This is a genomic window from Rahnella inusitata, from assembly GCF_003263515.1.
Taxonomy (GTDB): domain Bacteria; phylum Pseudomonadota; class Gammaproteobacteria; order Enterobacterales; family Enterobacteriaceae; genus Rahnella; species Rahnella inusitata.
Map to the genome: position 1 here is coordinate 54,167 of NZ_JYDE01000034.1, position 23,796 is coordinate 77,962.

Annotated in this window: 19 protein-coding genes and 1 other annotated feature; of the genes, 8 read left to right on the top strand and 11 right to left on the bottom strand. The window is 53.0% G+C overall.

What is annotated here, in order from left to right; all coding sequences use genetic code 11:
* Window positions 1–159 precede the first annotated feature (159 nt).
* The 4 genes from ybaK to TU92_RS18565 all read left to right on the top strand — a co-directional run bounded on the left by ybaK (window position 160) and on the right by TU92_RS18565 (window position 5,202).
* Window positions 160–639 (top strand): Cys-tRNA(Pro)/Cys-tRNA(Cys) deacylase YbaK, encoded by a 480-nt coding sequence (ybaK, locus tag TU92_RS18550; protein ID WP_112168654.1) that lies wholly within the window; start codon window positions 160–162, stop codon window positions 637–639.
* Between the two features lie 41 nt (window positions 640–680).
* The gene (locus TU92_RS18555; RefSeq protein ID WP_112168655.1) at window positions 681–1,898 is read left to right on the top strand and encodes an MFS transporter; all 1,218 of its coding nucleotides are present in this window, start codon (window positions 681–683) and stop codon (window positions 1,896–1,898) included.
* A 230-nt stretch (window positions 1,899–2,128) separates the two neighbouring features.
* On the top strand, window positions 2,129–3,820 hold the full coding sequence (ybaL, locus tag TU92_RS18560) for a YbaL family putative K(+) efflux transporter (RefSeq protein ID WP_112168656.1): 1,692 nt from the start codon (window positions 2,129–2,131) through the stop codon (window positions 3,818–3,820).
* 146 nt (window positions 3,821–3,966) lie between these two features.
* Window positions 3,967–5,202 (top strand): sensor domain-containing diguanylate cyclase, encoded by a 1,236-nt coding sequence (locus TU92_RS18565; protein ID WP_112168657.1) that lies wholly within the window; start codon window positions 3,967–3,969, stop codon window positions 5,200–5,202.
* Between the two features lie 53 nt (window positions 5,203–5,255).
* Here TU92_RS18565 and TU92_RS18570 read toward each other — a convergent pair whose 3' ends face one another.
* The 7 genes from TU92_RS18570 to dnaX all read right to left on the bottom strand — a co-directional run bounded on the left by TU92_RS18570 (window position 5,256) and on the right by dnaX (window position 13,722).
* Window positions 5,256–6,575: an inosine/guanosine kinase gene (locus tag TU92_RS18570; RefSeq protein WP_112168658.1), complete on the bottom strand. Its 1,320-nt coding sequence runs from the start codon at window positions 6,573–6,575 to the stop codon at window positions 5,256–5,258.
* Window positions 6,576–6,613: 38 nt separating this feature from the next.
* The gene (gene hemH / locus TU92_RS18575) at window positions 6,614–7,576 is read right to left on the bottom strand and encodes a ferrochelatase (RefSeq protein ID WP_112168659.1); all 963 of its coding nucleotides are present in this window, start codon (window positions 7,574–7,576) and stop codon (window positions 6,614–6,616) included.
* A 224-nt stretch (window positions 7,577–7,800) separates the two neighbouring features.
* Entirely contained in the window at window positions 7,801–8,445 is a 645-nt protein-coding gene (gene adk, locus TU92_RS18580; RefSeq protein WP_112168660.1) for an adenylate kinase, read from the bottom strand.
* Window positions 8,446–8,736: 291 nt separating this feature from the next.
* The gene (gene htpG, locus TU92_RS18585; RefSeq protein WP_208640453.1) at window positions 8,737–10,605 is read right to left on the bottom strand and encodes a molecular chaperone HtpG; all 1,869 of its coding nucleotides are present in this window, start codon (window positions 10,603–10,605) and stop codon (window positions 8,737–8,739) included.
* 173 nt (window positions 10,606–10,778) lie between these two features.
* On the bottom strand, window positions 10,779–11,384 hold the full coding sequence (recR, locus tag TU92_RS18590) for a recombination mediator RecR (RefSeq protein ID WP_112168662.1): 606 nt from the start codon (window positions 11,382–11,384) through the stop codon (window positions 10,779–10,781).
* On the bottom strand, window positions 11,384–11,713 hold the full coding sequence (locus TU92_RS18595) for a YbaB/EbfC family nucleoid-associated protein (protein ID WP_112168663.1): 330 nt from the start codon (window positions 11,711–11,713) through the stop codon (window positions 11,384–11,386). The genes recR and TU92_RS18595 overlap by 1 nt, the downstream gene beginning before the upstream one ends.
* Before the next feature lie 41 nt (window positions 11,714–11,754).
* Window positions 11,755–13,722: a DNA polymerase III subunit gamma/tau gene (dnaX, locus tag TU92_RS18600; protein ID WP_112168664.1), complete on the bottom strand. Its 1,968-nt coding sequence runs from the start codon at window positions 13,720–13,722 to the stop codon at window positions 11,755–11,757.
* Window positions 12,358–12,422, bottom strand: a sequence feature (DnaX frameshifting element). (Overlaps the previous gene by 65 nt.)
* 321 nt (window positions 13,723–14,043) lie before the next feature.
* On the opposite strand from dnaX, the gene TU92_RS18610 reads away from it, so the two are divergent.
* Window positions 14,044–16,107 (top strand): alpha-amylase, encoded by a 2,064-nt coding sequence (locus TU92_RS18610; protein WP_112168666.1) that lies wholly within the window; start codon window positions 14,044–14,046, stop codon window positions 16,105–16,107.
* Between the two features lie 47 nt (window positions 16,108–16,154).
* Here the strand turns inward: TU92_RS18610 and apt are convergent, their stop codons facing one another.
* Complete coding sequence (gene apt / locus TU92_RS18615) at window positions 16,155–16,706, bottom strand: adenine phosphoribosyltransferase (RefSeq protein WP_112168667.1); 552 nt, start codon at window positions 16,704–16,706, stop codon at window positions 16,155–16,157.
* Window positions 16,707–16,890: 184 nt separating this feature from the next.
* Window positions 16,891–17,259 (bottom strand): DUF454 family protein, encoded by a 369-nt coding sequence (locus tag TU92_RS18620; protein ID WP_112168668.1) that lies wholly within the window; start codon window positions 17,257–17,259, stop codon window positions 16,891–16,893.
* Window positions 17,260–17,368: 109 nt separating this feature from the next.
* On the opposite strand from TU92_RS18620, the gene priC reads away from it, so the two are divergent.
* Window positions 17,369–17,905: a primosomal replication protein PriC gene (gene priC / locus TU92_RS18625; protein ID WP_112168669.1), complete on the top strand. Its 537-nt coding sequence runs from the start codon at window positions 17,369–17,371 to the stop codon at window positions 17,903–17,905.
* 95 nt (window positions 17,906–18,000) lie between these two features.
* On the top strand, window positions 18,001–18,174 hold the full coding sequence (gene rsmS / locus TU92_RS18630; protein WP_112168687.1) for a pleiotropic regulatory protein RsmS: 174 nt from the start codon (window positions 18,001–18,003) through the stop codon (window positions 18,172–18,174).
* Between the two features lie 79 nt (window positions 18,175–18,253).
* On the opposite strand, the gene mscK is transcribed toward rsmS, so the two are convergent.
* Complete coding sequence (gene mscK, locus TU92_RS18635; protein ID WP_112168670.1) at window positions 18,254–21,649, bottom strand: mechanosensitive channel MscK; 3,396 nt, start codon at window positions 21,647–21,649, stop codon at window positions 18,254–18,256.
* A gap of 169 nt (window positions 21,650–21,818) precedes the next feature.
* Window positions 21,819–22,463, bottom strand: coding sequence for a multidrug efflux transporter transcriptional repressor AcrR (acrR, locus tag TU92_RS18640; protein ID WP_112168671.1), 645 nt, complete (start codon window positions 22,461–22,463; stop codon window positions 21,819–21,821).
* A 141-nt stretch (window positions 22,464–22,604) separates the two neighbouring features.
* Between acrR and TU92_RS18645 the strand changes: the two genes are divergently transcribed.
* Window positions 22,605–23,780: an efflux RND transporter periplasmic adaptor subunit gene (locus TU92_RS18645; RefSeq protein ID WP_112168672.1), complete on the top strand. Its 1,176-nt coding sequence runs from the start codon at window positions 22,605–22,607 to the stop codon at window positions 23,778–23,780.
* Window positions 23,781–23,796 lie beyond the last annotated feature (16 nt).

Here is a 23,796-nt window from a genome sequence, read left to right on the forward strand (position 1 = left end):
CGGCGGGCACAGGGTAACAACCCGCGCTGGGTCTTGGCAATAACCATTCATTGAACTACTATTTCTCCCTCGCTTAATAATCATACTTTATTGTTTAATTTCATCGAATTGAACTGCCGACGATATTTCGAACAAAAAAGTAATCAGAGATGAAAGATCATGACCCCAGCGGTACTTCTTCTGGAAAAAAATAAAATCAGCTTCACTCTTCATCCGTATGAACACAGCAGCGACGAAACGAATTTTGGCGACGAAGCCGTGAAAAAGCTTGGGCTGGATGCGCGACAGGTCTACAAAACGTTGCTGGTTTCCCTCAACGGCGACGCCAGGAATCTGGCCGTTGCGGTGACGCCGGTAGCCTCGATGCTGGATCTGAAGAAAGTCGCAAAAGCCCTCGGCGCGAAAAAAGCCGACATGGCAGATCCGGCGATCGCCCAGCGCGTGACCGGCTATCTGGTTGGCGGTATCAGCCCTCTCGGGCAAAAAAAATTGCTGCCGACGGTGATCGACAGTCCGGCGCAGACGTTTTCCACCATTTATGTTTCAGGTGGTAAACGCGGGCTTGATATTGAACTGGCGGCAGGCGATCTTTGCCGCTTACTAAAAGGCCAGTTCGCTGAGATCGCTAAAGTCGACTGACAGCCCTGCCCCGATAATTTTAAGATGAAGGTTCACCTGCCATGACCGATAACACGGCAACGCCGGGAAGCCCGCAGAAAGACGCAGTCAAAAAGACTGCGTTTTCTATTCTGGCGGCGATCAGCGTTTCTCATCTGCTTAATGACATGATCCAGTCGCTGATCCTGGCGATTTATCCGTTGCTGCAAAATGAATTTGCGCTCAGTTTCACCCAGATAGGGATGATCACGCTGACGTACCAGATCACCGCGTCGCTCCTGCAACCTTTGATCGGTTATTACACCGACAAGCACCCGCAACCCTATTCGCTGCCAATCGGTATGGGCTTTACGCTCTCCGGCCTGCTACTGCTGGCGGCGGCACAGAGTTTCCCGGTCGTGCTGCTGGCGGCGGCGCTGGTAGGCACCGGTTCTTCGGTGTTTCACCCGGAATCGTCCCGCGTGGCGCGTATGGCCTCCGGCGGTCGCCACGGGCTGGCGCAATCGCTGTTTCAGGTGGGCGGTAACTTCGGCAGCTCACTCGGCCCGTTGCTCGCTGCGCTGATCATCGCGCCTTACGGCAAAGGCAACGTTGCGTGGTTTTCACTGGCGGCGTTGCTCGGCATTGTCGTGCTGTTGCAAATCAGCAAATGGTATCGCCAGCAAAATCAGATCGCCAAAAAACGCGGCCCGGTGAAAAATACGGTAACCGTACTCCCGCGCCGGACGGTGGCGATGTCGCTGGGTATTTTACTGGTGCTGGTGTTCTCGAAGTATTTCTATCTGACCAGTATCAGCAGCTATTACACCTTTTATCTGATCCACAAATTTGGCGTCTCGGTGCAAAGTGCACAGATCCACCTGTTTGTTTTCCTGTTTGCGGTCGCGGCAGGGACAATTATCGGCGGGCCGGTGGGTGATAAGATTGGGCGCAAATACGTCATTTGGGCGTCAATTCTCGGTGTCGCGCCATTTACGTTACTTTTGCCACACGCGAATCTTATGTGGACCAGCGTGCTGAGCGTGATTATCGGCGTAATTCTGGCCTCGGCCTTTTCAGCCATTCTGGTGTTTGCCCAGGAGCTGATGCCGGGGAAAGTCGGTATGGTATCCGGCCTGTTCTTCGGTCTGGCTTTTGGCATGGGCGGGCTGGGCGCTGCTGTGCTTGGCTATGTGGCGGATATCACCAGCATCGAGCTGGTGTATCAGATTTGTGCCTTCCTCCCGTTGCTCGGGATATTTACCGCCTTCCTGCCTAATTTAGAACGCAAAGACGCCTAATCTCCCGCCTTCTGCTGCCGATACTCAGAATATCGGCAGCATCCAATCCCCTCTCTACTTGAGTTCTGCCCGATAAAACCCATTTAAATCATCTGTTCAGATTTTTTTTGTTCTCTGCGGGGGATTTACTGCAAAAAAGGCCAAAATTCCTCAACGTGGAAATGATTTTTACCATAAACTTAGAAACAATCTGCAACATATCGCCCTGAGCATAACCAGAAGGAGTCTGAATGCATCATTCTACGCCCTTGATTACCACGATTGTCGGTGGCCTGGTACTGGCCTTTATTTTTGGCATGATTGCCAATCGTTTACGTATTTCCCCTCTGGTTGGCTATATCGCTGCAGGCGTTCTGGCCGGGCCATTTACACCAGGCTTTGTTGCTGATACCTCTCTTGCTCCCGAACTGGCTGAAATCGGCGTGATATTGCTGATGTTCGGTGTCGGTCTGCATTTCTCTTTGAAAGATTTACTGGCCGTAAAGGCGATAGCCATTCCCGGCGCTGTAGCGCAAATCGCGGTAGCGACGCTGCTTGGGATGGGGTTATCAAGCCTTATGGGCTGGGATCTGGCCACCGGGCTGGTGTTCGGTCTGTGTCTGTCTACCGCCAGTACCGTGGTGCTGCTGCGTGCTCTGGAAGAGCGGCAATTAATTGAAAGCCAGCGCGGGCAAATCGCCATCGGCTGGCTGATTGTTGAAGATCTGGTGATGGTACTGACGCTGGTCTTGTTACCGGCCTTCAGCGGCATGCTGGAAAGCCATCACGCCAGCCCGACCGAGTTGCTGATTGAGCTGGCTGTCACCATCGGTAAAGTCGTGGCCTTCATGACGCTGATGATGGTGGTCGGACGTCGCGTGGTGCCGTGGATCCTGGCGAAAACCGCCAGCACCGGTTCACGCGAACTGTTCACGCTGTCGGTTCTGGCGCTGGCGCTCGGTATCGCTTACGGCGCGGTCGAGTTCTTTGACGTCTCTTTCGCTCTGGGCGCGTTCTTCGCCGGGATGGTGCTGAACGAATCCGAACTGAGCCAGCGGGCGGCGCATGATACCTTGCCGCTGCGCGATGCGTTTGCCGTGCTGTTCTTCGTGTCGGTCGGCATGCTGTTCGACCCGATGATACTGGTGCGCGAGCCTCTGACAGTGATCGCCACACTGGCGATTATCGTGTTCGGCAAATCCATCGCCGCCTTCTTACTGGTAAAAATGTTCGGGCACTCGAAGCGAACCGCGCTGACGATTTCAGTCAGTCTGGCGCAGATCGGCGAATTCGCATTTATTCTGGCAGGACTGGGGATTTCTTTGGGGCTGCTGTCCGAGCCGGGACGTAATCTGGTGCTGGCGGGGGCTATTTTGTCGATTATGTTTAACCCGCTGCTGTTTACGCTGCTGGAAAAATATTTGGCGAAAACCGAGACTATCGAAGATCAAAGCGTCGAAGAAGCGGTGGAAGACGAAAAACAGATCCCCTTTGATTTGTGTAATCACGCATTGCTGATCGGTTATGGCCGCGTCGGCAGCCTGCTGGGCGAGAAGCTTCAGGCCGCCGGTATCCCGCTGGTCGTGATCGAAAATTCCCGTCCACGGGTCGAAGCGCTGCGCGAGCAGGGGATCAGCACGGTACTGGGCAACGCCGCTAATCAGGAAATCATGGATCTGGCGCGTCTTGACTGCGCCCGCTGGCTGCTGGTGACTATTCCTAACGGTTACGAAGCCGGTGAAATCGTCGCCTCCGCGCGCACCAAACGGCCAAATATCGAGATCATTGCCCGTGCGCATTACGATGACGAAGTGACGTACATCATGGAGCGCGGCGCGGATCGCGTGGTGATGGGCGAACGTGAAATCGCCAACAGTATGCTGGATATGTTGCAGATCGACATTATGACCGAAGACGAAAAAAGGCCGTTTTGCCCGGTCTGATTTCAGCAATAAAGGCGGGCGCAGTTTGTTTCTGCGCCCGTTTCAAATTCTGACATTTGCTCTCACCCTGCCCCCAGATAAAAAACACCTAATCAGATCAATTCGCTGTATTCTGTTGCTATGCCAAATTGAGATCGGTAGGCGCAATGTTGTTACCCCATCTGGAAACGTTAAACATTTTAAGTACGCCGGTCTGGGTCGTTTCGGCGCACAGTCAGCACATTCTTTTCGCCAATACGGCGGCCAGAAAGCTGGCAGGTAACAGCCTGCTCGGGCCGCTGCGCAACGGCCAGTTCTCGGTTCATTCTCAGTTGTCCCTCGAGTCCTATCTGCCGAATCTGGCAAAAGACGATCAGATCGTCGAAATCTGGACGATCCACAAGGAAGGCCGCGCATTCCCACTGAGCTGCCGCCTGTCTTCATTCCAGATGGATACGAACGAAACCGTCATCGTATTCGAAGGCGCACACACGTCCGCCGCCAATGTGCCGATGCCCATTCCAGGTGACACGCCCTATCGCCGCGATGAAAGTGGTTTCTACGAACGGCTTTTTCAGACCAATACTGCGCCGATGTTGTTAATCGATCCGGCCAATAACGGTCAGATTGTCGATGCGAATCAGGCGGCCACGCGCTTTTATGGATATACGCGCGACGAGATGTGCACCAAACATACCTGGGAAATCAACGCAATGGGGCTGGACGTGCTGCCGGTGATGCATGAAATCTCCCGGCTGCCCGGTGGACACAAGCCGCTGACGTTCGTGCATAAACTGGCTGACGGCAATCTGCGTCACGTCCAGACCTACGCCGGTCCGGTGGAGCTGAATGGCGTACGGCTGATGCTGTGCATCATTCACGATATTACCGAGCAGAAGCGTCTGGAGCAGGAGCTGGAACACGCTGCACTGCGCGATCCGCTGACCGGATTGGGCAACCGCCGTCAGTTCATGCAACTGGTGGAAAATGCGCGGACGCAGAATCCGCAGCGGACACACAATTTCAGCCTGATGCTGGTGGATGCCGATCACTTTAAGGCGATAAACGATGAGCATGGCCACAACACCGGCGATGATGCGCTGGTCATGCTGGCGCGCACGCTGGAAACCGGCATCCGCGAGAGCGATACGGTGTTCCGCTGGGGCGGCGAGGAGTTTTTAATTTTACTGCCGCTGACGCCGCTGGAAGGCGCGATGCACGTTGCTGAGGATTTGCGCGAAGCCGTACAGCAATTATCCCGGCCTGGGCTGCCTGCGCTGACGGTAAGCGTAGGTGTGGCGCAGTACGAAGCGGGCGAGGATTTTACCAGCCTGTTTAAACGTGTGGACGACGCACTGTATCGTGCGAAAACGTCTGGCCGTAATCAGGTTCAGGCAGGATAAGCTGGATTGAAGCGGAGGGAGCTCTTCGATTGAGACTCCCCCGCCCTTTTAACTCAACGTTCCCAGTAGCTCTCTTCGAGACTGTCTTCACGCTCAGGCAGGCCACGCGTCAGACGTGGTGAATGCTGATTCAGAACCTGATAGCTGACGCGGTTGGCATATTTACACACCTGCGCCAGCGACGAATACGTCAGGTATTCGCGGGAATGTTTACTGGAGTTCGGTACTGAGGTTCGGTGGAACCCGTTGGCAGCGATATCATGCAGCAGTGCGGAAAGCGCGCCGTCTCCGGCACCGTTGGTATTCATGATTTTTTCCGGTCCGCCCATGTAAGGCGCGATGTGGGAGAAAATCTTCAGCGGCTGCTCGCAGCATTCACGACGCATCGCACGGCTGAATTCGTACTGGTTGAATTCGGCAATCGCGCCCGGCAGCAGCGGATGCTGAGTGGTGCGTTTAAATTCTTCTTCGGTATAGCTCGCCATAAACAGACCGTTCGGTCCGGCGGTGCATAACACCAGATCGACCCATTCCAGCGCCTTGTCGGCGGCCATCAGCGGATCTTTCAGACCGGTAAGCGCAAAACCTTCGTCTTCATTCATCGCCAGAATCGACACGTGGTCGCGCAGAAAATCGCGCCATGCCTGCGGATCATCGGCGATCACATATTGCGTGCCCAATGTTAAGACCACCGGCACATGATATTTTTTCGCGTATTCAATGGCCTGCATCGTGGCCTGTGGGATCGGCTCGCCGGGTTTGCTGCGCAGCAAATACGAAGTCAGCAACAATGCTGAAGCGCCGGCAATCACGTCTTCCGGCACGCTTTCAGCTTTCAGGCCGTTCATCTTGCCCGGACTGATAGCAAAGGTGCGTTCACCGGTTTCACTGATCAGCGTAAAGCAGCGGCCAATTGCGCCGTCCACGCCCTGCAGGAAGTTGAGATCTACGCGGCTGGAGGTGTTACACAGATAGCGGTAAGCGTAATCGCCAATCTTAACGTTATTACACATCACACCGAGCAGCACCGAACGGTCATCGGCCAGCACCGAGTAGTTGTGCAGCGTATTACCGACGGTACCCCCGGCGAACTGATGGGTGATCAGCGCATTAAGCATCAGTTCCTGATAGAGCGCTTCCGACATTTCATCATCCAGAATGTTGGATTCGCCGGGCGTTAGCCCGTAACGGGCGACAAAATGTTCATCCACGCGCGCTTCGATATCCACCATCGTCTGGTCAATGCCGACGATGTAAGACGCGCCGCCTTCGGATTCCGGCTGCATCTCCTGCAGCATAGAATCACGCAATAAAGGGTCGCGCGCGCTGACCGGAAAATAGTGTTTGGACTTACGCTTACCAGGAAATTTCATTCGTTATTCTCGGGAAATTCAAAAAGCTCAGCCTTCTTTCAGAAGTGCTGAGTGACCAGTTGTTGCAGCAGATCGATATGCTCCGGCTGGTCGTTTAAGGCGTCAATATATTCGAAGCGTTCGCCGCCTGCATGAATAAAAATCTCACGGTTCTCTTCTTTGATCTCTTCCAGCGTCTCCAGGCAGTCTGAGGCAAAGCCCGGACAGATAATCTGTATGTACTTAACACCCTGCGCTGGCAGGCCCTTCAGCGTTTCGTCAGTGTACGGCGTCAGCCACGGTTCGCGACCAAAGCGCGACTGGAAGGTCAGCATGATTTTTCCGGTCGGCAGTTGCAGCGCGTCGGTCAGTGCCTGTGCGGTGTCACGGCAGCGCTGTTCGTAATCATCGCCTTCTGCCACAAAACGTTTCGGAATACCGTGGAACGACAAGACCAGACGGTCCGGCTCACCGTGCTGCGCAAAGGAGCGTTCAATACTGGCTTTCAGCGCGGAGATGTACGCCGGATGGGTGGCGTAATCGCGGATAAAACTTAGCGAAGGCAAGCGGCGCTGGGATTTCAGCACGCGCGCCACGCCGTCAAACACGGCGGCGCTGGTGGAACACGAATATTGCGGATACAGCGGCAGAACGACCATTTTGGTCACGCCCTGAGCCAGCAATTTTTCGATCGGATCTTTCATGCCAGGCTTACCGTAGCTCATTGCCAATTCAACTGGCGTGCCCGGCAGGCGTTCGGCCAGCGCTTTTTGCTGACGACGGCTGAAGACCATCAGCGGCGAGCCTTCTTCCATCCACACGGACTTATACAGTTTGGATACGCGCGGAGAACGCAGGGGCAAAATCACCAGATTAAGGATCGGCCACCACAGCAAACGCGGGGTGTCCACAACGCGGATATCACTCAAAAACTCACCCAGATACTTTCTCACGGCCTGCGGAGTCGGTGCTTCCGGCGTCCCGAGATTAACCAGAAGAACCCCGAATTTGGTCTGCGTCATGCTGAATATCCTAAATTGATGGCATTGAAGCCAGGGTGAAAAATATGGGCGCTTCCGTTTACGGTGATTCAGAAAGAGGCGCACGTCATTGTAACGAAAACAAAGACGATCGGAACAACGGTGGTGGCTATCAATGCGAATTGTGACTATTTTTGGCGGGGAATGGCTGAAAAACAAACGGGGCGACCGAAGTCACCCCGTTGGCTGAACAGATACAGTACGAATCAGCTTAAGATAGCCGCCAGTTCGTCACGCACGGCAGAAACCTGCTGGGTGCCGTCAATTTTGACGTACTTAGTATTGCCTGCTTCTGCTTCTTTACCGTAGTAGGACACCAATGGCTCAGTCAGCTCATGGTATTCCACCAGACGTTTACGCACGGTTTCTTCCTGATCATCTTTACGGGTGATCAGATCTTCGCCGGTCACATCGTCTTTACCTTCCACTTTTGGCGGATTGTACTGGATGTGATACACGCGGCCAGAGCCTGGGTGTACGCGGCGACCCACGATGCGATCCACGATCAGTTCGTCAGGCACGTCGAATTCCAGAACATAATCGACTTTGATGCCCGCGTCTTTCATGGCATCAGCCTGCGGAATGGTGCGAGGGAAACCGTCTAACAGGAAACCGTTGCGGCAATCTTCCTGCTGAATACGTTCTTTCACCAGAGCGATAACCAGTTCATCCGTCACCAGTTTACCGGCGTCCATAATCTCTTTTGCTTTCTTGCCGAGTTCACTTCCGGCCTTCACAGCGGCGCGCAACATATCACCGGTAGAAATCTGTGGAATACCAAATTTCTCCATGATGAATTGAGCCTGAGTACCCTTACCTGCGCCCGGAGCGCCCAGCAGAATGATACGCATTGCGTAAATCCCCTTGCATGTAATTTTTATGAATCTCGAAAAACGGTCAACCATACCATTTTGAGCGCTTTTGCTCAAGGAACAACCCCAACGGGCACAAGGGTTAAGCGGCTGTCATCCGGCGTTTTTACCCGAAAGGTTTGCAACAGCACAGCCAGACTCAGGCGGCCAAAACTGGAGCGTAAATCACGGCGTTCAGGCAATGGATTGAAGTGGAAGCGAAGCAAGGTTGATCAGATATAAAAAAGGGCCCCGTTCTCACGGTGCCCTTTACAATGTGACTTCAGCAAATTATGCCTGTAGCAGCGTATTCATACGACGGATGAACAGGTTTGGATCTTCCAGCGTGCCGCGTTCTGCGAACAGCGCCTGATCCAGCAGCAGTTCGATCCACTCGCTGAACTGTGCTTCGTCCGTCACGTCCGAAGCACGTTTCACCAGCGCATGCTCAGGGTTCAGCTCGAAGATATATTTCACTTCAGGCGCGTCCTGGCCGGCAGCCGCAAACAGTTTTGCCATCTGCGTGGTCATTTCATCCGCGCCGGTGGTGACGATGGCTGGAGTGTCGGTCAGACGATGCGTCAGACGCACTTCTTTCACGCGCTCACCCAGCAGCGATTTCACACGCTCAACGAACGGCTCCAGCGCTTTTTCCGCTTCTTTCTGCTCTTCGGTTTCTTCGTCGGCCAGTTTATCCAGTGACTCATCGGCTTTACTGACGGACTGGAAGACTTTGCCATCAAACTCGGTCAGATAGCTCATCATCCATTCGTCGATGCGGTCAGACAACAGCAGGACTTCAATGCCTTTTTTGCGGAACAGTTCCAGATGCGGACTGCTCTTCGCGGCGGCATAGCTGTCAGCGGTGATGTAATAAATCTTGTCCTGACCTTCCACCATGCTCGCAACATACTCTTCCAGCGACAGCGTTTGTTCGCTGGTATCGTTGCGGGTGCTGGCAAAACGCAGCAGTTTGGCGATCGTTTCTTTGTTCGCGCCGTCTTCTGCAGGGCCTTCTTTCAATACCAGACCAAACTGTTTCCAGAATTGCAGGTATTTTTCGTTGTCATCTTTCGCCAGTTTTTCCAGCATTTGCAGAACACGCTTGGTCAGCGCACTGCGCAAGTTCTGGGTAACGCGACTGTCCTGCAGAATTTCACGGGACACGTTCAGCGGCAGATCGTTGGAGTCGATCAGGCCACGCACAAAGCGCAGGTAGTTCGGCATGAACTGCTCGGCTTCGTCCATGATGAACACGCGCTGTACGTACAGTTTCAGGCCGTGTTTGTGATCGCGATTCCACATATCCCATGGCGCCTGAGAAGGGATATACAGCAGGCTGGTGTATTCCTGCTTACCTTCAACGCGGTTATGGCTCCAGCTCAGCGGATCGCTGAAATCATGGGAGATATGTTTATAAAATTCGACGTATTCTTCGTCACTGACTTCGGCTTTGCCACGGGTCCACAAAGCCTGAGCCTTGTTGATTTGTTCCCATATGACAGTGCCGTCTTCTTCGTTGCGGGTTTCCACTTCAACCGGCAGCGCAATGTGGTCTGAATATTTGCTGATGATGGAGCGCACGCGCCAGTCATCCAGAAACTCGTCCTGATCTTCACGCAGATGCAGGGTGATTTCAGTCCCGCGGTCGGCTTTCTCGATATCGGCCAGGGTGTATTCACCTTCACCGGCAGACTCCCAGAACACGCCTTCTTCAGCACTGGCACCGGCTGCACGGGTGCGCACGGTCACTTTGTCCGCCACGATAAAGGCAGAGTAGAAACCGACGCCGAACTGGCCGATCAGCTGGCTGTCTTTCGCCTGTTCAGAACCGACAGACTGGAGGAACGCTTTGGTGCCGGATTTCGCGATAGTCCCGAGGTTGTCGATGACTTCATCGCGGGTCATGCCGATACCATTGTCGCTCAGCGTCAGCGTGCGTTTTTCTTTATCAAATGCCAGACGCACGTGCAGTTCGCCGTCGCCTTCATACAGCTCAGGGGTGGACAGCGCGCGAAAGCGCAGTTTGTCAGCCGCATCGGAAGCGTTGGAGATCAACTCACGCAGGAAAATTTCTTTGTTTGAATACAGAGAATGGATCATCAGATGAAGAAGTTGTTTTACTTCAGACTGGAATCCGCGTGTCTCTTGTCCTTTCATACTCATCAAATTACCTCAATCCAGATACTGTTATTGACCAAATCAGACGTTGAGGAATAAGTGGGGTTAGGGACGTGGTTTTTCAAGCATACGAAGAAATTTTTAAGAAGAAATGCAAAAGGGAACGGCAGAAAGTAAATCGGGTGCGGTAATCAGCACCCGATCTATAACAGTCAGAACTTGAAGGGATTCCGCCCGGCGAGAGAGTGTGACAGAGTGGTGCCATCAACCATATCCAGCTCACCGCCCACCGGCACACCGTGCGCGATGCGGCTCGCCAGGACGCCGTACTGGCCGCACATCTCAGCGATGTAGTTGGCGGTGGCTTCACCTTCAACCGTCGGGTTAGTCGCAAGGATGACTTCCTGAATGCTTTCACTTTCAAGACGCTCCTCCATCCGGCCCAGACCAATGTCGTCCGGCCCGATGCCATCGAGTGGAGACAGGTGGCCCATCAGCACAAAATAGCGACCTGAGAACTGACCGGTTTGTTCTATCGCGTGAATGTCTGCCGGACTTTCTACCACGCAAATCTGTCCGTTCTCTTTACGCCGTGGATTGGCGCAGATCGTACAGATTTCCTGCTCGGTAAAAGTACGGCAATCGGCACAATGGCCTATCTCAGACATGGCGCGCGTTAACGACTGCGCCAGCCGCATTCCACCGCTGCGATCGCGCTGCAGAAGTTGGAATGCCATACGCTGCGCTGACTTCGGGCCAACGCCCGGCAGACAACGCAACGCCTCCATTAAAGATTCAAGGAGAGGGCTGGTTTGCATCAGAACGGCATCTTAAAGCCTGGTGGCAATTGCATTCCGCCAGAGATAGCCTCTGTTTTTTGCTTGCGCACTTCGTCGATACGACGTGCAGCATCATTGAATGCCGCCGCGACCAAATCTTCCAGCATGTCTTTGTCGTCTTCAAACAAAGTCGGATCAATGACAACACGACGAACGTTATGCTCGCCGTTGATGGTGATTTTTACCAGACCAGCGCCAGACTCGCCGGTGACTTCCAACGCAGCAATTTCAGCCTGAACTTGTTGCATTTTTTCCTGCATTTGTTGGGCCTGTTTCATCAGGTTACCAATGCCGCCTTTTCCAAACATAAGCTTTCTCTCCATAGAGCCGCGACGATGCGGCGTTTGATTTAAATTGGGCGAATACTTTCTTCATCCAGTTCGGCGTCAAAGAACCGACGCAGAGTCTGGATGTTATTATCCGCAATAATCGACTGACGCGCCTGCGCCAGCTTTTCTTCGTAAATAGTTTGTCGCCATTCAAGCGGCGTTTTCACCGCCAGATTATCGTCTTCCAAAACGGTGAGTTCAACCGTTCTCTGATGCAGTGTCGATAAAGCCTCAGCGAGCACTTTCTGTGCCGATGGCGAATTCAGATGCTTTTGCGATGAACGCAGATGCAGGCAAATTTTGCCCGGTTCCGGCTGTTCACGGTACGCATTCAGTGCCAGTTGCTGTACCAGTTTCGGAATGGCTAACTGGCTAATTTCTGCCGCCCATTCATCACGTTCAATGGCCTCTTCTGCCAGGCGGGAGACCAGTTCCGGTGATTTTTCATGTTCCAGCGCTGTCCGCAATGCTTTCGGCGTCGCGACCGGTTCCGGGGACTCCTGCGGTTCAGTCAGCGCTTTCCAGCGATACGCTTCTTCTTTTACCGGCGCTACGGGTTCTTTCTTCACGCTGGCCAATGTCTGCGCACGTTCAGTCACCGAGGCGAGACGCTCCAGTGCTGAGTTTGCCGGCCGCGCTTTTCCTGGCGCTGCCGGCTCAGCTTTTTTTGGGGTGGTACTCCCCTGCTGCCTGAGTAATTGTGTTCGCGCCTGCAACAGCTGGGCTGTGGAATCCGGCATGGATGCGGGTTCGGCGTTGCCGTGCGGCGGCGGTGAATCATTGTTGTACTGCTGCGGTGACGACGGCTGTGGCTGCGCGGGCGCAGTGCGCGGTACATGACTTGCCGGAGCCTGGGCGACGGGTGCAGCGACCGGCTGCGGAACCGGCTCAGCAATAATGACTTTCGGGTGGAATGCCAGTGCACGCAGCAACGTCATTTCGACACCCATACGCTTGTCCGGCGCATACGCCAGCTCTTTACGGCCAATCAATAATGTCTGGTAGTAGAGCTGAACATCCACAGGCGGGATCACCCGCGCCAGTTCACGTAAACGTTGTTCGATGGCGGCGTAATGGTTGTCGAGCACCGAGGGCAACAGCTGAACCATCGCTATGCGGTGCAACAATGACAGCGTTTCTACCAGAAGATTTTCCCAGTCCACCCCGCGCGACGCAGCCTGTTCGACCTGCGCCATCATCTGACCTCCGTCGGCGCTGACCAGCGCCTCGAGCATCGCCAGCGGCTGTTCGTCATCGAGGGTACCAAGCATTTGCGCCACCGTTTCGGTGGTGACCGCGCCCTGACCCATCGCGATCGCCTGATCGGTGAGACTCAGCGCATCACGCATGCTGCCGTCGGCTGCACGGGAAAGCAGCTGAAGTGCACGCGGCTCAGTAGCAATGGTTTCCTGGGTTAATACGTTTTCGAGCTGTTTGCGGATTTGCTCCGGATCCAGAGCTTTCAGGTGAAACTGCAAACAACGCGATAAAATCGTGACGGGTAATTTCTGCGGGTCTGTTGTCGCCAGCAGAAATTTGACGTGCGCGGGCGGCTCTTCCAGCGTTTTCAACAACGCATTGAAGCTGTGACGCGAGAGCATGTGCACTTCGTCAATCAGATAAACTTTGAAGCGACCGCGCGCCGGTGCGTACTGGACGTTATCGAGCAACTCGCGGGTATCTTCGACTTTGGTACGGGACGCGGCATCGATTTCAATCAGGTCGACGAAACGGCCCTGCTCAATCTCACGGCAATTATCACACACGCCACAGGGCGTGGAGGTGATGCCGGTTTCGCAGTTAAGCCCTTTCGCCAGCAGACGGGCAATGGTGGTTTTCCCCACGCCGCGGGTACCGGAAAACAGGTAGGCATGATGAATGCGCCCGAGCGACAGGCCATTAGCCAGTGCGGTCAGCACATGTTCCTGTCCGACGACGTCGGCAAAAGTTTGGGGGCGCCACTTACGGGCAAGAACCTGATAGCTCATTAGTACTTCATCGTTGATTTATAATGAATAATTTGACGATACACGAAAAAACATCGTTTAACCCGTCTTTCTGCGCTGGTCTGCGTAACGGAGACTGAAGACTCAGCATAATGATGCCGGAGCCAGACTACCACTACTTAGTGTATCAGCAGGGTCGCTATCATTCCTATTACTTTACTTTTTGCGGGCTGCGCCGCAGGTTCTCCCCCTTCTTCCTCCTCCTGAGATTTTCCCTGCAAGGATGAGGGCAAATCTGGCGTGAGGATTACACTGTTTTCATCTCTGCCAAAAGAATGCTTCCTGCCACGCGTAAGGAGAGCCATGAAACGCCTGACACTGCCTCTGTTATTGTTGATTTCCCCCGCCTCGCAGGCGAACTGGTCGCTGCAAGGCTTCCCCGACCTTTCTGAGACGTCATCAGGAATTCTCACCACGCACGCCGCGTTGCCAAAAGGCCAGCGCACACTTGAACTTCTTCAGGATAATCAATGCTGGCAGCCTGCCGATGACGTCAAACTTAACGTCATGCTCTCGCTGCGACCGTGCGCGAGCAAAGCGCCGGTGAACTGGCGGCAATTTCGTGCCGGCGATTATCAGGTGCGGATCGATACCCGCAGCGGAACGCCGACCCTTCAGCTGAGTCTTAATACCACGCCGGAAACGGTCGCTGAAGTGACGAAAACCTGCCCGCGCTGGAATGGAAAACCGCTTTCTGTGGACGTCTCTTCGACGTTTTCCGAAGGTGAAGTCGTACGGGATTTTTACTCCGGTCAGGAAGCAAAGGTGTTCAAGGGACATATACAGATAATGCCCGATCCCGCCAGTGGCGGTTTACTGCTGCTTGAATCCGCTGCAAGTAAACCCGTCACCCCTTTTAGCTGGCAAAACGCCACGGTGTATTTCGTACTGACCGACCGTTATGAGAACGGTAATCCTGCCAACGATCACAGCTATGGGCGCCACAGCGACGGGTTACAAGAAATCGGCACCTTCCACGGCGGCGATCTGGCTGGCCTGACTAATAAACTGGATTATCTGCAACAACTGGGAGTCAACGCTCTGTGGTTAAGCTCACCGCTGGAGCAGATCCACGGCTGGGTCGGGGGTGGCACCAAAGGCGATTTTCCGCATTATGCTTATCACGGCTATTACACCCTCGACTGGACAAAACTCGATGCCAATATGGGCACTGCCGAAGAATTGCATCGATTGGTAACAGAAGCACACAAACGTGGGATGCGCATTCTGTTTGACGTGGTAGTCAATCACACGGGCTACGCCACGCTGGCCGACATGCAAACCTTCCAGTTCGGATCGCTGTATCTGAAAGGCGATGAGATAGAAAAGACGCTGGGTAAAAACTGGACCGACTGGACACCTCGCCCCGGTCAGAACTGGCACAGTTTTAACGATTATATTAATTTCGGCGACAAGGACGGCTGGAGTACGTGGTGGGGTAAAAAATGGATCCGCACCGATATCGGCGATTACGACTCGCCGGGGTATGACGATCTCACCATGTCGCTGGCTTTTCTCCCTGATATCAAAACCGAATCTAAAGACATCAGCGGGTTACCAATTTTTTACCGTCATAAACCTGACACCGCCGCGAAAGACATTCCCGGCGCAACGCCGCGTAACTATCTGGTGACATGGCTCAGTCAGTGGGTCCGCGATTACGGCATTGACGGGTTCCGCGTTGATACCGCTAAACATGTTGAAAAGCCGACGCTGGCGTTGCTGAAAGAACGTTCTGTCGACGCGCTGAAAGAGTGGAAAGCGGCCAATCCTGAGCTGGCACTAGACGATGCACCGTTCTGGATGACCGGCGAAGCCTGGGGTCATGGTGTGATGAAAAGTGATTATTACGACAATGGTTTCGATGCGATGATCAACTTTGATTTTCAGGATCAGGCCGCTGCCGCGCTGAGTTGCTTCGCCAGCATCGATGCGACATATCAGCAAATGGCAGAAAAAATGCAGGACTTCAACGTGCTGAGCTATCTCTCTTCACATGACACCCGGCTGTTTTTCGACGCAGACGCGAAAGGCGCACTGCCTTTCCAGCGGCGGGCAGCAGATTTGCTGCTGCTGGCACCCGGCGCAGTGCAGATTTATTACGGCGATGAAAGCGGGCGCGCGTTTGGCCCGACGGGATCGGACCCTTTGCAGGGGACGCGTTCTGACATGAACTGGAATGAGCTCAGTGGAGCGAAGCAGACCCTGCTGACGCACTGGCAAAAACTGGGGAAATTCAGGCAACAACACGTTGCTCTCGGCGCAGGCGTTCAGACATCGCAGCACACGCCTGACTATTACGCATTTAGCCGCAAAAAAGGTAACGATAAAGTGATGGTAGTGTGGGCGGGAGAGTCGGAGAAATAGCAGTGAATAAATGGCCTCGCGATAAAAGCGAGGCCATTTAACAGTCATCAATGCCCGTCGAAAGAAACCAGACTGTAGCAGTTGATGTTCAGGGAGTTCAGGCGTTTTTCTCCGCCCAGTTCCGGCAGGTTGATGATGAAAGCGGCATCGGTCACTTCTCCCCCCAGACGGCGGATCAGTTTCGCAGTGGCTTCAATAGTGCCGCCCGTTGCCAGCAGATCGTCGATCACCAGAATTTTTTCGCCCGGCTGGATCGCATCAACGTGGATTTCCAGGCTGTCAGTGCCGTATTCCAGATCGTAGGTTTCGCTGATAGTTTCACGCGGTAATTTGCCCGGTTTGCGCACGGGAACAAAACCCACGCCCAGAACCAATGCCACCGGGGCGCCGAACAGGAAACCGCGAGCTTCGGTGCCGACCACTTTGGTTACACCGGCATCGCGATAACGATCGGCCAATAATTTAATGCTTTCAGCGTAAGCTTTCGGGTCTTCCAGCAAACTGGTGACGTCGCGGAACAGTATGCCTGGCTTAGGATAGTCAGGGATGGTTTTGATACTGTCTTTAATTAACTGAAGCTGCTGTGCGGTAGCGGTCATAATGTCATTGCCTGATATAGCTGCTGTTCATACTTAAACGCGGGCGGTCAAATGTCCCCCGTCATGCCTGATATAAAGCATGTCGTCTAAGGAAGGAAATTGGGAGCGCACCGACGTACGAGATGCCCAAATCTATGCAAAGCCGCTTTAAAAAGCAACCCGCAGCCGGACATGATCACCTTTTTTATTGCTCAAGGTCAACCACTGGTAGTCGCCACATCATTATCAGCAACATAAACATCATGCAGAGCAATAAAATACGAACCCATAATAACGGGACGAAATAGATTGAGACGGCGAACGTCACCAGGATCAGCGCCACCGCTTTCGGTTTTGCCCCTTTTGGTAATGCGCGATGCTGCTGCCAGTGGCGAAGATAACTGCCGAACCAGGAACGGTGCAGTAACCAGTGGTGAAAACGCGGCGACGAGCGTGCAAAGCACCAGCCAGCCAGCAGTAGAAAGGGTGTTGTCGGCAACAGTGGCAGCACAACACCCAGCGTCGCCAGCATCACGCAAATCCAGCCAAGAATGATCAGTAGTACGCGTTTCATTCAATTCCTTTTAATTCGGATAAACCACGGCAAGTATTCCTCTGGCCAGTGTAAACTGACGCAGCAACACTGTCATATTTGCCGGACGCGTCATCAATGGAGATTTCCCGTGAGCACAGAACGAATTTTACATGTCCTTGATCAGCAGATTGAAACACTGTCGCGGGAAATTGAACCGATTGGACACGTCTCCGCCACGCAGGCGCGGTTTGATATCGCCTTATTCTCCACTAAAGGCACACGTCTGCGGGATTATCTGGCAGAGATAAAAAATAATTTACGTCAGCTCAATCAGGAAGTGGTGGAAAAGCGCTCTGCGCAGGTGGCATTTATCGCTGAAAGGCTGGTGGCGCAAATCACCGCCATGCAGCGTGAGCTCGCCACCCAAACGCTGCGAAAAACGCATCAGACGCCGGAGCGTAAAAGCCATGATAACTACACCAGACTGGCGGAAACGCAGCAGTTCGAGCGTCGGCTGATCGCCATGATTGAAGACCGGGAAACCACACTCGGGCAACTGGCGACGTTCAGCGATCAGCAGCGGGTACAGAAGGAACTGGCCGCGTTAGAAGGACGGCTTATGCGTTGTCGTCAGGCGCTGGCGAAAATTGAAAGACAGATTGAACGGCAGGAAAAAGGTTTTTGAATCTTTATCACATTTTTTGAATCCGGCATGCTTCGTTGACCTTTTCTTATCTATAATGATAAGTCCAAAACCTGCTAATTATAATGTTGGCCAATATGTCAGTAGAAAATGCGCCTCCCGAACTTCAGCTTGCTGTTGATCTGATTTACCTGCTCGAGTGCAACGAGATTGCGCCTGAAACCGCCCTTGCCGCACTGGAAATTGTGCAGCGCGATTATCAGGAAAAGCTGAAAAGCAGCAAAAGTTCGCTTTCCATCAGTTATCTGTAAGCTCGCCAGCCTGCGTTAATGGCTGCCGGAGGAAATATCAGGGGATTTCATCGTTTTCCCCTGATGTGCAAAACCACCCTCAGCCTTGTGTCACCGCATCCGGCTCATCTCCTGGCTGTCTCAGCACCCGCTTCACTTCCTGAACTTCACTTCCATCCTGATTATGCAGATACACTTCCAGCTGATTGAAGGCGATATTGATATCGTTCTCGCGGCAGAGTTTATCAATGCTGCGGTTAAGTTCATCGACGGTGTAACTGCGGTCTCCCAGCTCCCGGACATACACACGCAGTTCGTGATCCAGCGTGCTTGCGCCGAAATTGAGGAAGAAGACCAGCGGCGAAGGATCGTTCATCACCCGCGGATTTTCATGCGCCGCCTGCAATAAAATCTCTTTCACTTTGTCGAGATCCGAACCATACGCCACACCAATTTTAATCAGCACGCGGGTCACGGTATCTGTCAGCGACCAGTTGATCAGCCGCTCAGTCACGAAAGCTTTATTAGGAATGATCACTTCTTTGCGATCGAAATCGGTGATGGTCGTGGCACGAATGCGGATGCGGCTGACCGTGCCGGAGAATGAGCCGATGGTGACGGTATCGCCGATACGTACCGGGCGCTCAAACAGGATAATCAGACCCGAAACGAAGTTGGCGAAGATCTCCTGCAGGCCGAACCCAAGCCCGACCGACAGCGCGGCCACCAGCCACTGAAGTTTATCCCATGAAACGCCCAGCGATCCGAGCGCGGTCACGGCTCCGATCACGGTGATCGAATAGGTGAGGATGGTGGTGATGGCATACGACGTTCCCTGCCGCAGCTGCAGCCGCGAGAGAACCACAACTTCCAGTAATCCCGGTAAATTACGCGTGAGTACATAGGCCACGATCACCGCCAGAAAACCGAGGAGTAAATTCCCCAGCGTGACGGTTTGCTGCGTCACCGTGCCCGCCACGGTGCCGGAGTAATGCCACAGCGAAATGCTGTCGAGATAGGAAATCACCGTCAGCAGATCCGACCAAATCCAGTAGAACACTGTCGCGAAAATAAAGAACAGCCCCATGGTGGTCAGGCGCAGCGATTGCTGGTTAATCTGATCCAACCCCAGCGGCGGCTCTTCGACTGGCTCGCTGCCTTCCACACCCTCTTTGGTGGCCGCCGTCTGACGTCGTGCCAGCGCACGCCGGTAGGCCAGACGCCTGGCTGCCACGCTCAGTCCACGCAGCGCGGTAAGGTAGGTGATATTCCAGAAAATTAGCAGATACAGGCTGTCAATCCAGCGCCCGGCCAGTCGCAGCGTGGTGTAGAAATAACCGGTAACCATCAGACCAATCAGGAACACGGGAGCCAGCGCAATGGCGGTAACCACCACCAGTCGAATACTGTGCGAATCTTTTTCGCGCCAGCCATCGCGCGCAATCGGGAAAACCAGCACGGTCAGCGCGGTGAGTGTCAGTAAAATCACCACCTGCCCGATAATGTCATCCACCAGCCCGAGCGGCGCTTTTTCACCCCGCACCGACCAGAAGATCAGCGGTAGCATCACCAGACTCAGGCGGATCACCGAACGGCGATAATGCGCGCAGGTGGTCGCCGGTGTATTGAAGTGGCGTTCGTTGATGCCACCCGGCTTGAGAATACGGAAGCAGAACCCCATCACCAGCTGGAAAACAGCCAGCCGCTGAGACAGTGTCCATAAAAAGTCGCTAAGTTCGATATCACACTGCGAGAACCAGTAGCCAACGCCCAGCATCAGTAAAACGCCCGGCAGAACGTTGAGTACCATCAGCAACAAAGCCTGCGGCGTGTGCAGCTGGCTGTCGCGCTTGAGCTGCCCGACGTCATTGCTCAGGCTTTCAATCCGCTGATTGATGTATTTTTTGCGCCACAGCAGCAACAGAATCACCACCAGCAGCGGGACAGTCACGGGTAAGGAACGCACAGCCCCAAGCATCAGCTCGCCACGGGGAAGATTGATACTCAGGCTGCTCAGCTGGCTTTTGACGTCATCAGGCAGGGATTTAATGAAATCCCAGTTCATCGGTTTATTACTGCTCACCCAGAAAATCTGCTGAGTCAGCGTTTCGGTCAGCGACTGGTTGATGCTCTGCAACTGCTGCTGGTTGATCTGCAAATTGATGGCCAGCGACAGCTGATTTCCCAGCTGCTTATTCAGTTGATCGAGTAACTCCCGGCGCATATCCACAATCTGATCCAGCGCGTCACTGATGTCATCATTAATCGTTTCTTTGCTGTTGGTGACAACACTTTGGATGTAGCTGTCACCCTGGAATAAAGCATCGCGCTGCTGATTAATGGTGAATTGATCAAGGCGGAGATCAGCAATCCGCGCGCTCATATCGGTGATAAGGCCGGAAGGCGGAATGGTATTTTGCTGCTGCTGATACAAAATGCGTGACAGCAGCAGGCTGCCTTTTAGCACGGTGATCTGTTCTTTAAGATCATGCTCTGACTGCGCCGAGCGATCTAACCAGTTTTTCACCGTGATGTTTTTCTGCACCAGCTGATTGCCCTCTTCTGTCGCGGCGATCAGGCGTTCACTTAGCTTGCGGTTGATGCCCAGTTCCTGCGCCACCAGCGGATCATTCTGGATATTGGACGTGTCGTCTGGGGTCTGCGCTTCTTTTGCCGTGCGCTCGGAGAGGATCAGGCGTTTGCCGTTCACCACTTCCTGCAACAACTGGGCGGTATGTTCCAGCTGATTGATATGGGCGTTGGTGTAATCACGCTGTTTTTGCAGTAAATCCTGTAGCGTGGTGTTGGCTTCCAGGCTTTTGCGTTGTAAATCGATTTGCGCATTCAGCAACGATTGCTGGGTCACCAGCATGGTTTGCTGAGTGTTGCGTAAATCCTGCTGCCCCGGCGACATTCCGTTGAGCTCATTACGGATTTTCTGAATACTCAGTGAATAGGTATACATCGCGTTCTGCACGCGTTCCGGCTGGGTTTGTAGCGAAATTAACTGCGTATTGAACGTCGAGAGATCTTCCTGTGAGGACTGAAGATCGTCGAGGGTATCGTTGAGGCGATTTTCCAGCTGACGCAGGGAAAGCGCGGAAAGCTGGGCTTTATTGCCGTCGTCTTTGGCGCTGTTTTTTAGTTGATCAAGCCCGTCTATTGCCGCGCGCAGTTTTTGTGGTGCTTCGGTGACCTGCTGGTGCAGCTGCGTGGCGTCCTGTTTGACGCGATCGAGCGCATCAAGGTACTCCAGCGTGTGGATTAAATCCTGTTGCGACAGTTTATCGACCGGCGTGAGATTTTTCTGCCGGTTAAAGGTATCGAGCTGGTTTTGCACTTCATTACGGGTCGGGACATCGTTACTGCCCGCGTAAGAAGAAAGAGAGACAAGTAAAAGTGCGAGGCATATCACGAGTGTATAAATTCGTAATATCCCATTTTTTTTCAGGGTTAACATGTTGTCAGAAGGTACGGCCAGAAACCGGTTAAACATACGTGAGCTTCAACTCATTTACCGAATGAATAGTATGGTGACGACAATAGCAGCCTTCAGGCTTAAAGAAAGCGGAAAAGCGTTTCTGAATACAACATGCAATTGTTTATTTTATCTGCACAATGCCCCATAAACATTGCAGGCTTATTGTTTTTGTCTGGGAATATTATTAAGACTTTGGAGCGGCAGAAAGGAAGGAAGAATGGCGGAGCATATCGATGTAAGTGTCAACAAACCTCCCAGCATTAGCTTCTAAATCAAAGCTTTCGGGGATGAATAACCAGTTTTCCATCAGGCCGGTCAGATAGGCGCGCAGAATAATAGCTGCCTGACGGGTATCGAGAGTGGCGGGCAATTGTTTTTCTTCAATACATCGCAGCAGAATACGCTCGATTTTCCCGTACCCTTCCATATATAGCGATTTTCGCGCTTCATGGACGGATGACATCTCCCCAACAAATTCACATTTATGGAATATAATCTCCATCAGTGCTTTACGCTGTGTATCAGTGACCGTGGAAACAAGAATGTAAATTAGGATTTCACGTAAAATACGCAGTGGATTATTAGGAAACTTTGTCTGATACTCTACTTCGAGCACTTTTACCCGGGATTCGTAGGCTTCCCAGATCGCATTAAAAAGTTCTACTTTGTTTCTGAAATGCCAATAAATTGCGCCCCGCGTCACACCGGCTGCATTTGCAATATCAGTCAGTGATGTCGACGATACCCCACGGGCCGAGAACTCTCTCACAGCAGCATCCAGTATCTGCTGTCTGGTTTCCAGCGCCTGTGATTTGGTTTTTCGTGCCATAGGTTTATCTTTCAGGGGAGTTTGATTTACATACATTCTTGAATGTATGTAACATAGCACGCAGATACTATAAGCGCAGCAATGGATTTGGAATGTTGTGATCCATTGGACAATTTGAAATCGGACACTTGAGGTTTATTTATGAACAAAAACAGAGGGTTAACGCCTCTGGCGGTAGTTCTGATGCTATCCGGAAGCATAGCACTTACAGGATGTAACGATAAAGAAGCTCAACAAGGTGCGCCACATGCTCCGCAGGTTGGCGTCGTTACCCTGAAAACTGAACCGCTGAATGTGACTACCGAACTTCCTGGTCGTACTGCTGCTTTCCGCATCGCTGAAGTACGTCCGCAGGTTGGCGGCATCATTCTGAAACGCAACTTCGTTGAAGGCAGTGAAATCAAAGCCGGGACCTCTTTATATCAAATTGATCCAGCCACTTATCAGGCCGCGTATGACAGCGCTAAAGGCGATCTGGTAAAAGCTCAGGCCAACGCACAAATTTCCCGCGTGACCGTGAATCGCTACAAACCACTGCTTGGCACTAACTACATCAGTAAGCAGGATTACGACACTGCTGTCGCTACCGCTGCCCAGGCTGATGCCGCCGTGGTGAGTTCGAAAGCTGCCGTTGAAACAGCGCGCATCAATCTCGCTTACACCAAGGTCACCTCACCTATCAGCGGACGTATCGGTATTTCGTCTGTGACTGAAGGTGCGCTGGTGTCGAACGGTCAGGCCACTGCATTGGCAACCGTGCAACAACTCGATCCTATCTACGTTGACGTGACTCAGTCGAGTAACGATTTCCTGCGTCTGAAACAGGAACTGGCTGACGGTTCCCTGAAACAAGCCAACGGTAAAGCACAAGTCAAACTGCTGATGGACAACGGTAAGGAATATTCACAGGCGGGTACATTAGAATTCTCTGATGTGACGGTTGATGAAACCACCGGCTCTATTACGTTACGCGCCATCTTCCCGAATCCAAATGACTCACTGCTGCCAGGAATGTTTGTGCGCGCACGTCTGGATGAAGGGGTTAATAACGACGCTCTGCTGGTTCCTCAGCAAGGTATCACCCGTAACCCACGTGGTGATGCAACGGCTATGGTTGTTGGCGCTGACAATAAAGTTGAGCTTCGTACCGTCACCACAACGCAAGCTATCGGCGACAAATGGGTCGTGACTGATGGCCTGAAAAGTGGCGATAAGATCATCGTGACAGGTCTGCAAAAAATTAAGCCAGGCGTACAGGTTACTGCACAGGAAGTTGATCAAAAAGCAGCTGCATCCGATACAGCGACGAAGTCTTAATAGGAGCCGGTAATTC

What these genes read in the sequence shown, in the direction of transcription:
- adk (WP_112168660.1), bottom strand. Translation starts at nt 8,445, where the DNA reads ATGCGTATCATTCTGCTGGGCGCTCCGGGCGCAGGTAAGGGTACTCAG.
- apt (WP_112168667.1), bottom strand. Translation starts at nt 16,706, where the DNA reads ATGACCGCTACCGCACAGCAGCTTCAGTTAATTAAAGACAGTATCAAA.
- acrR (WP_112168671.1), bottom strand. Translation starts at nt 22,463, where the DNA reads ATGGCACGAAAAACCAAATCACAGGCGCTGGAAACCAGACAGCAGATA.
- TU92_RS18570 (WP_112168658.1), bottom strand. Translation starts at nt 6,575, where the DNA reads ATGAAATTTCCTGGTAAGCGTAAGTCCAAACACTATTTTCCGGTCAGC.
- ybaK (WP_112168654.1), top strand. Translation starts at nt 160, where the DNA reads ATGACCCCAGCGGTACTTCTTCTGGAAAAAAATAAAATCAGCTTCACT.
- TU92_RS18595 (WP_112168663.1), bottom strand. Translation starts at nt 11,713, where the DNA reads ATGTTTGGAAAAGGCGGCATTGGTAACCTGATGAAACAGGCCCAACAA.
- recR (WP_112168662.1), bottom strand. Translation starts at nt 11,384, where the DNA reads ATGCAAACCAGCCCTCTCCTTGAATCTTTAATGGAGGCGTTGCGTTGT.
- TU92_RS18620 (WP_112168668.1), bottom strand. Translation starts at nt 17,259, where the DNA reads ATGAAACGCGTACTACTGATCATTCTTGGCTGGATTTGCGTGATGCTG.
- dnaX (WP_112168664.1), bottom strand. Translation starts at nt 13,722, where the DNA reads ATGAGCTATCAGGTTCTTGCCCGTAAGTGGCGCCCCCAAACTTTTGCC.
- TU92_RS18565 (WP_112168657.1), top strand. Translation starts at nt 3,967, where the DNA reads ATGTTGTTACCCCATCTGGAAACGTTAAACATTTTAAGTACGCCGGTC.
- htpG (WP_208640453.1), bottom strand. Translation starts at nt 10,605, where the DNA reads ATGAAAGGACAAGAGACACGCGGATTCCAGTCTGAAGTAAAACAACTT.
- TU92_RS18555 (WP_112168655.1), top strand. Translation starts at nt 681, where the DNA reads ATGACCGATAACACGGCAACGCCGGGAAGCCCGCAGAAAGACGCAGTC.
- TU92_RS18645 (WP_112168672.1), top strand. Translation starts at nt 22,605, where the DNA reads ATGAACAAAAACAGAGGGTTAACGCCTCTGGCGGTAGTTCTGATGCTA.
- ybaL (WP_112168656.1), top strand. Translation starts at nt 2,129, where the DNA reads ATGCATCATTCTACGCCCTTGATTACCACGATTGTCGGTGGCCTGGTA.
- rsmS (WP_112168687.1), top strand. Translation starts at nt 18,001, where the DNA reads ATGTCAGTAGAAAATGCGCCTCCCGAACTTCAGCTTGCTGTTGATCTG.
- mscK (WP_112168670.1), bottom strand. Translation starts at nt 21,649, where the DNA reads ATGTTTAACCGGTTTCTGGCCGTACCTTCTGACAACATGTTAACCCTG.
- TU92_RS18610 (WP_112168666.1), top strand. Translation starts at nt 14,044, where the DNA reads ATGAAACGCCTGACACTGCCTCTGTTATTGTTGATTTCCCCCGCCTCG.
- hemH (WP_112168659.1), bottom strand. Translation starts at nt 7,576, where the DNA reads ATGACGCAGACCAAATTCGGGGTTCTTCTGGTTAATCTCGGGACGCCG.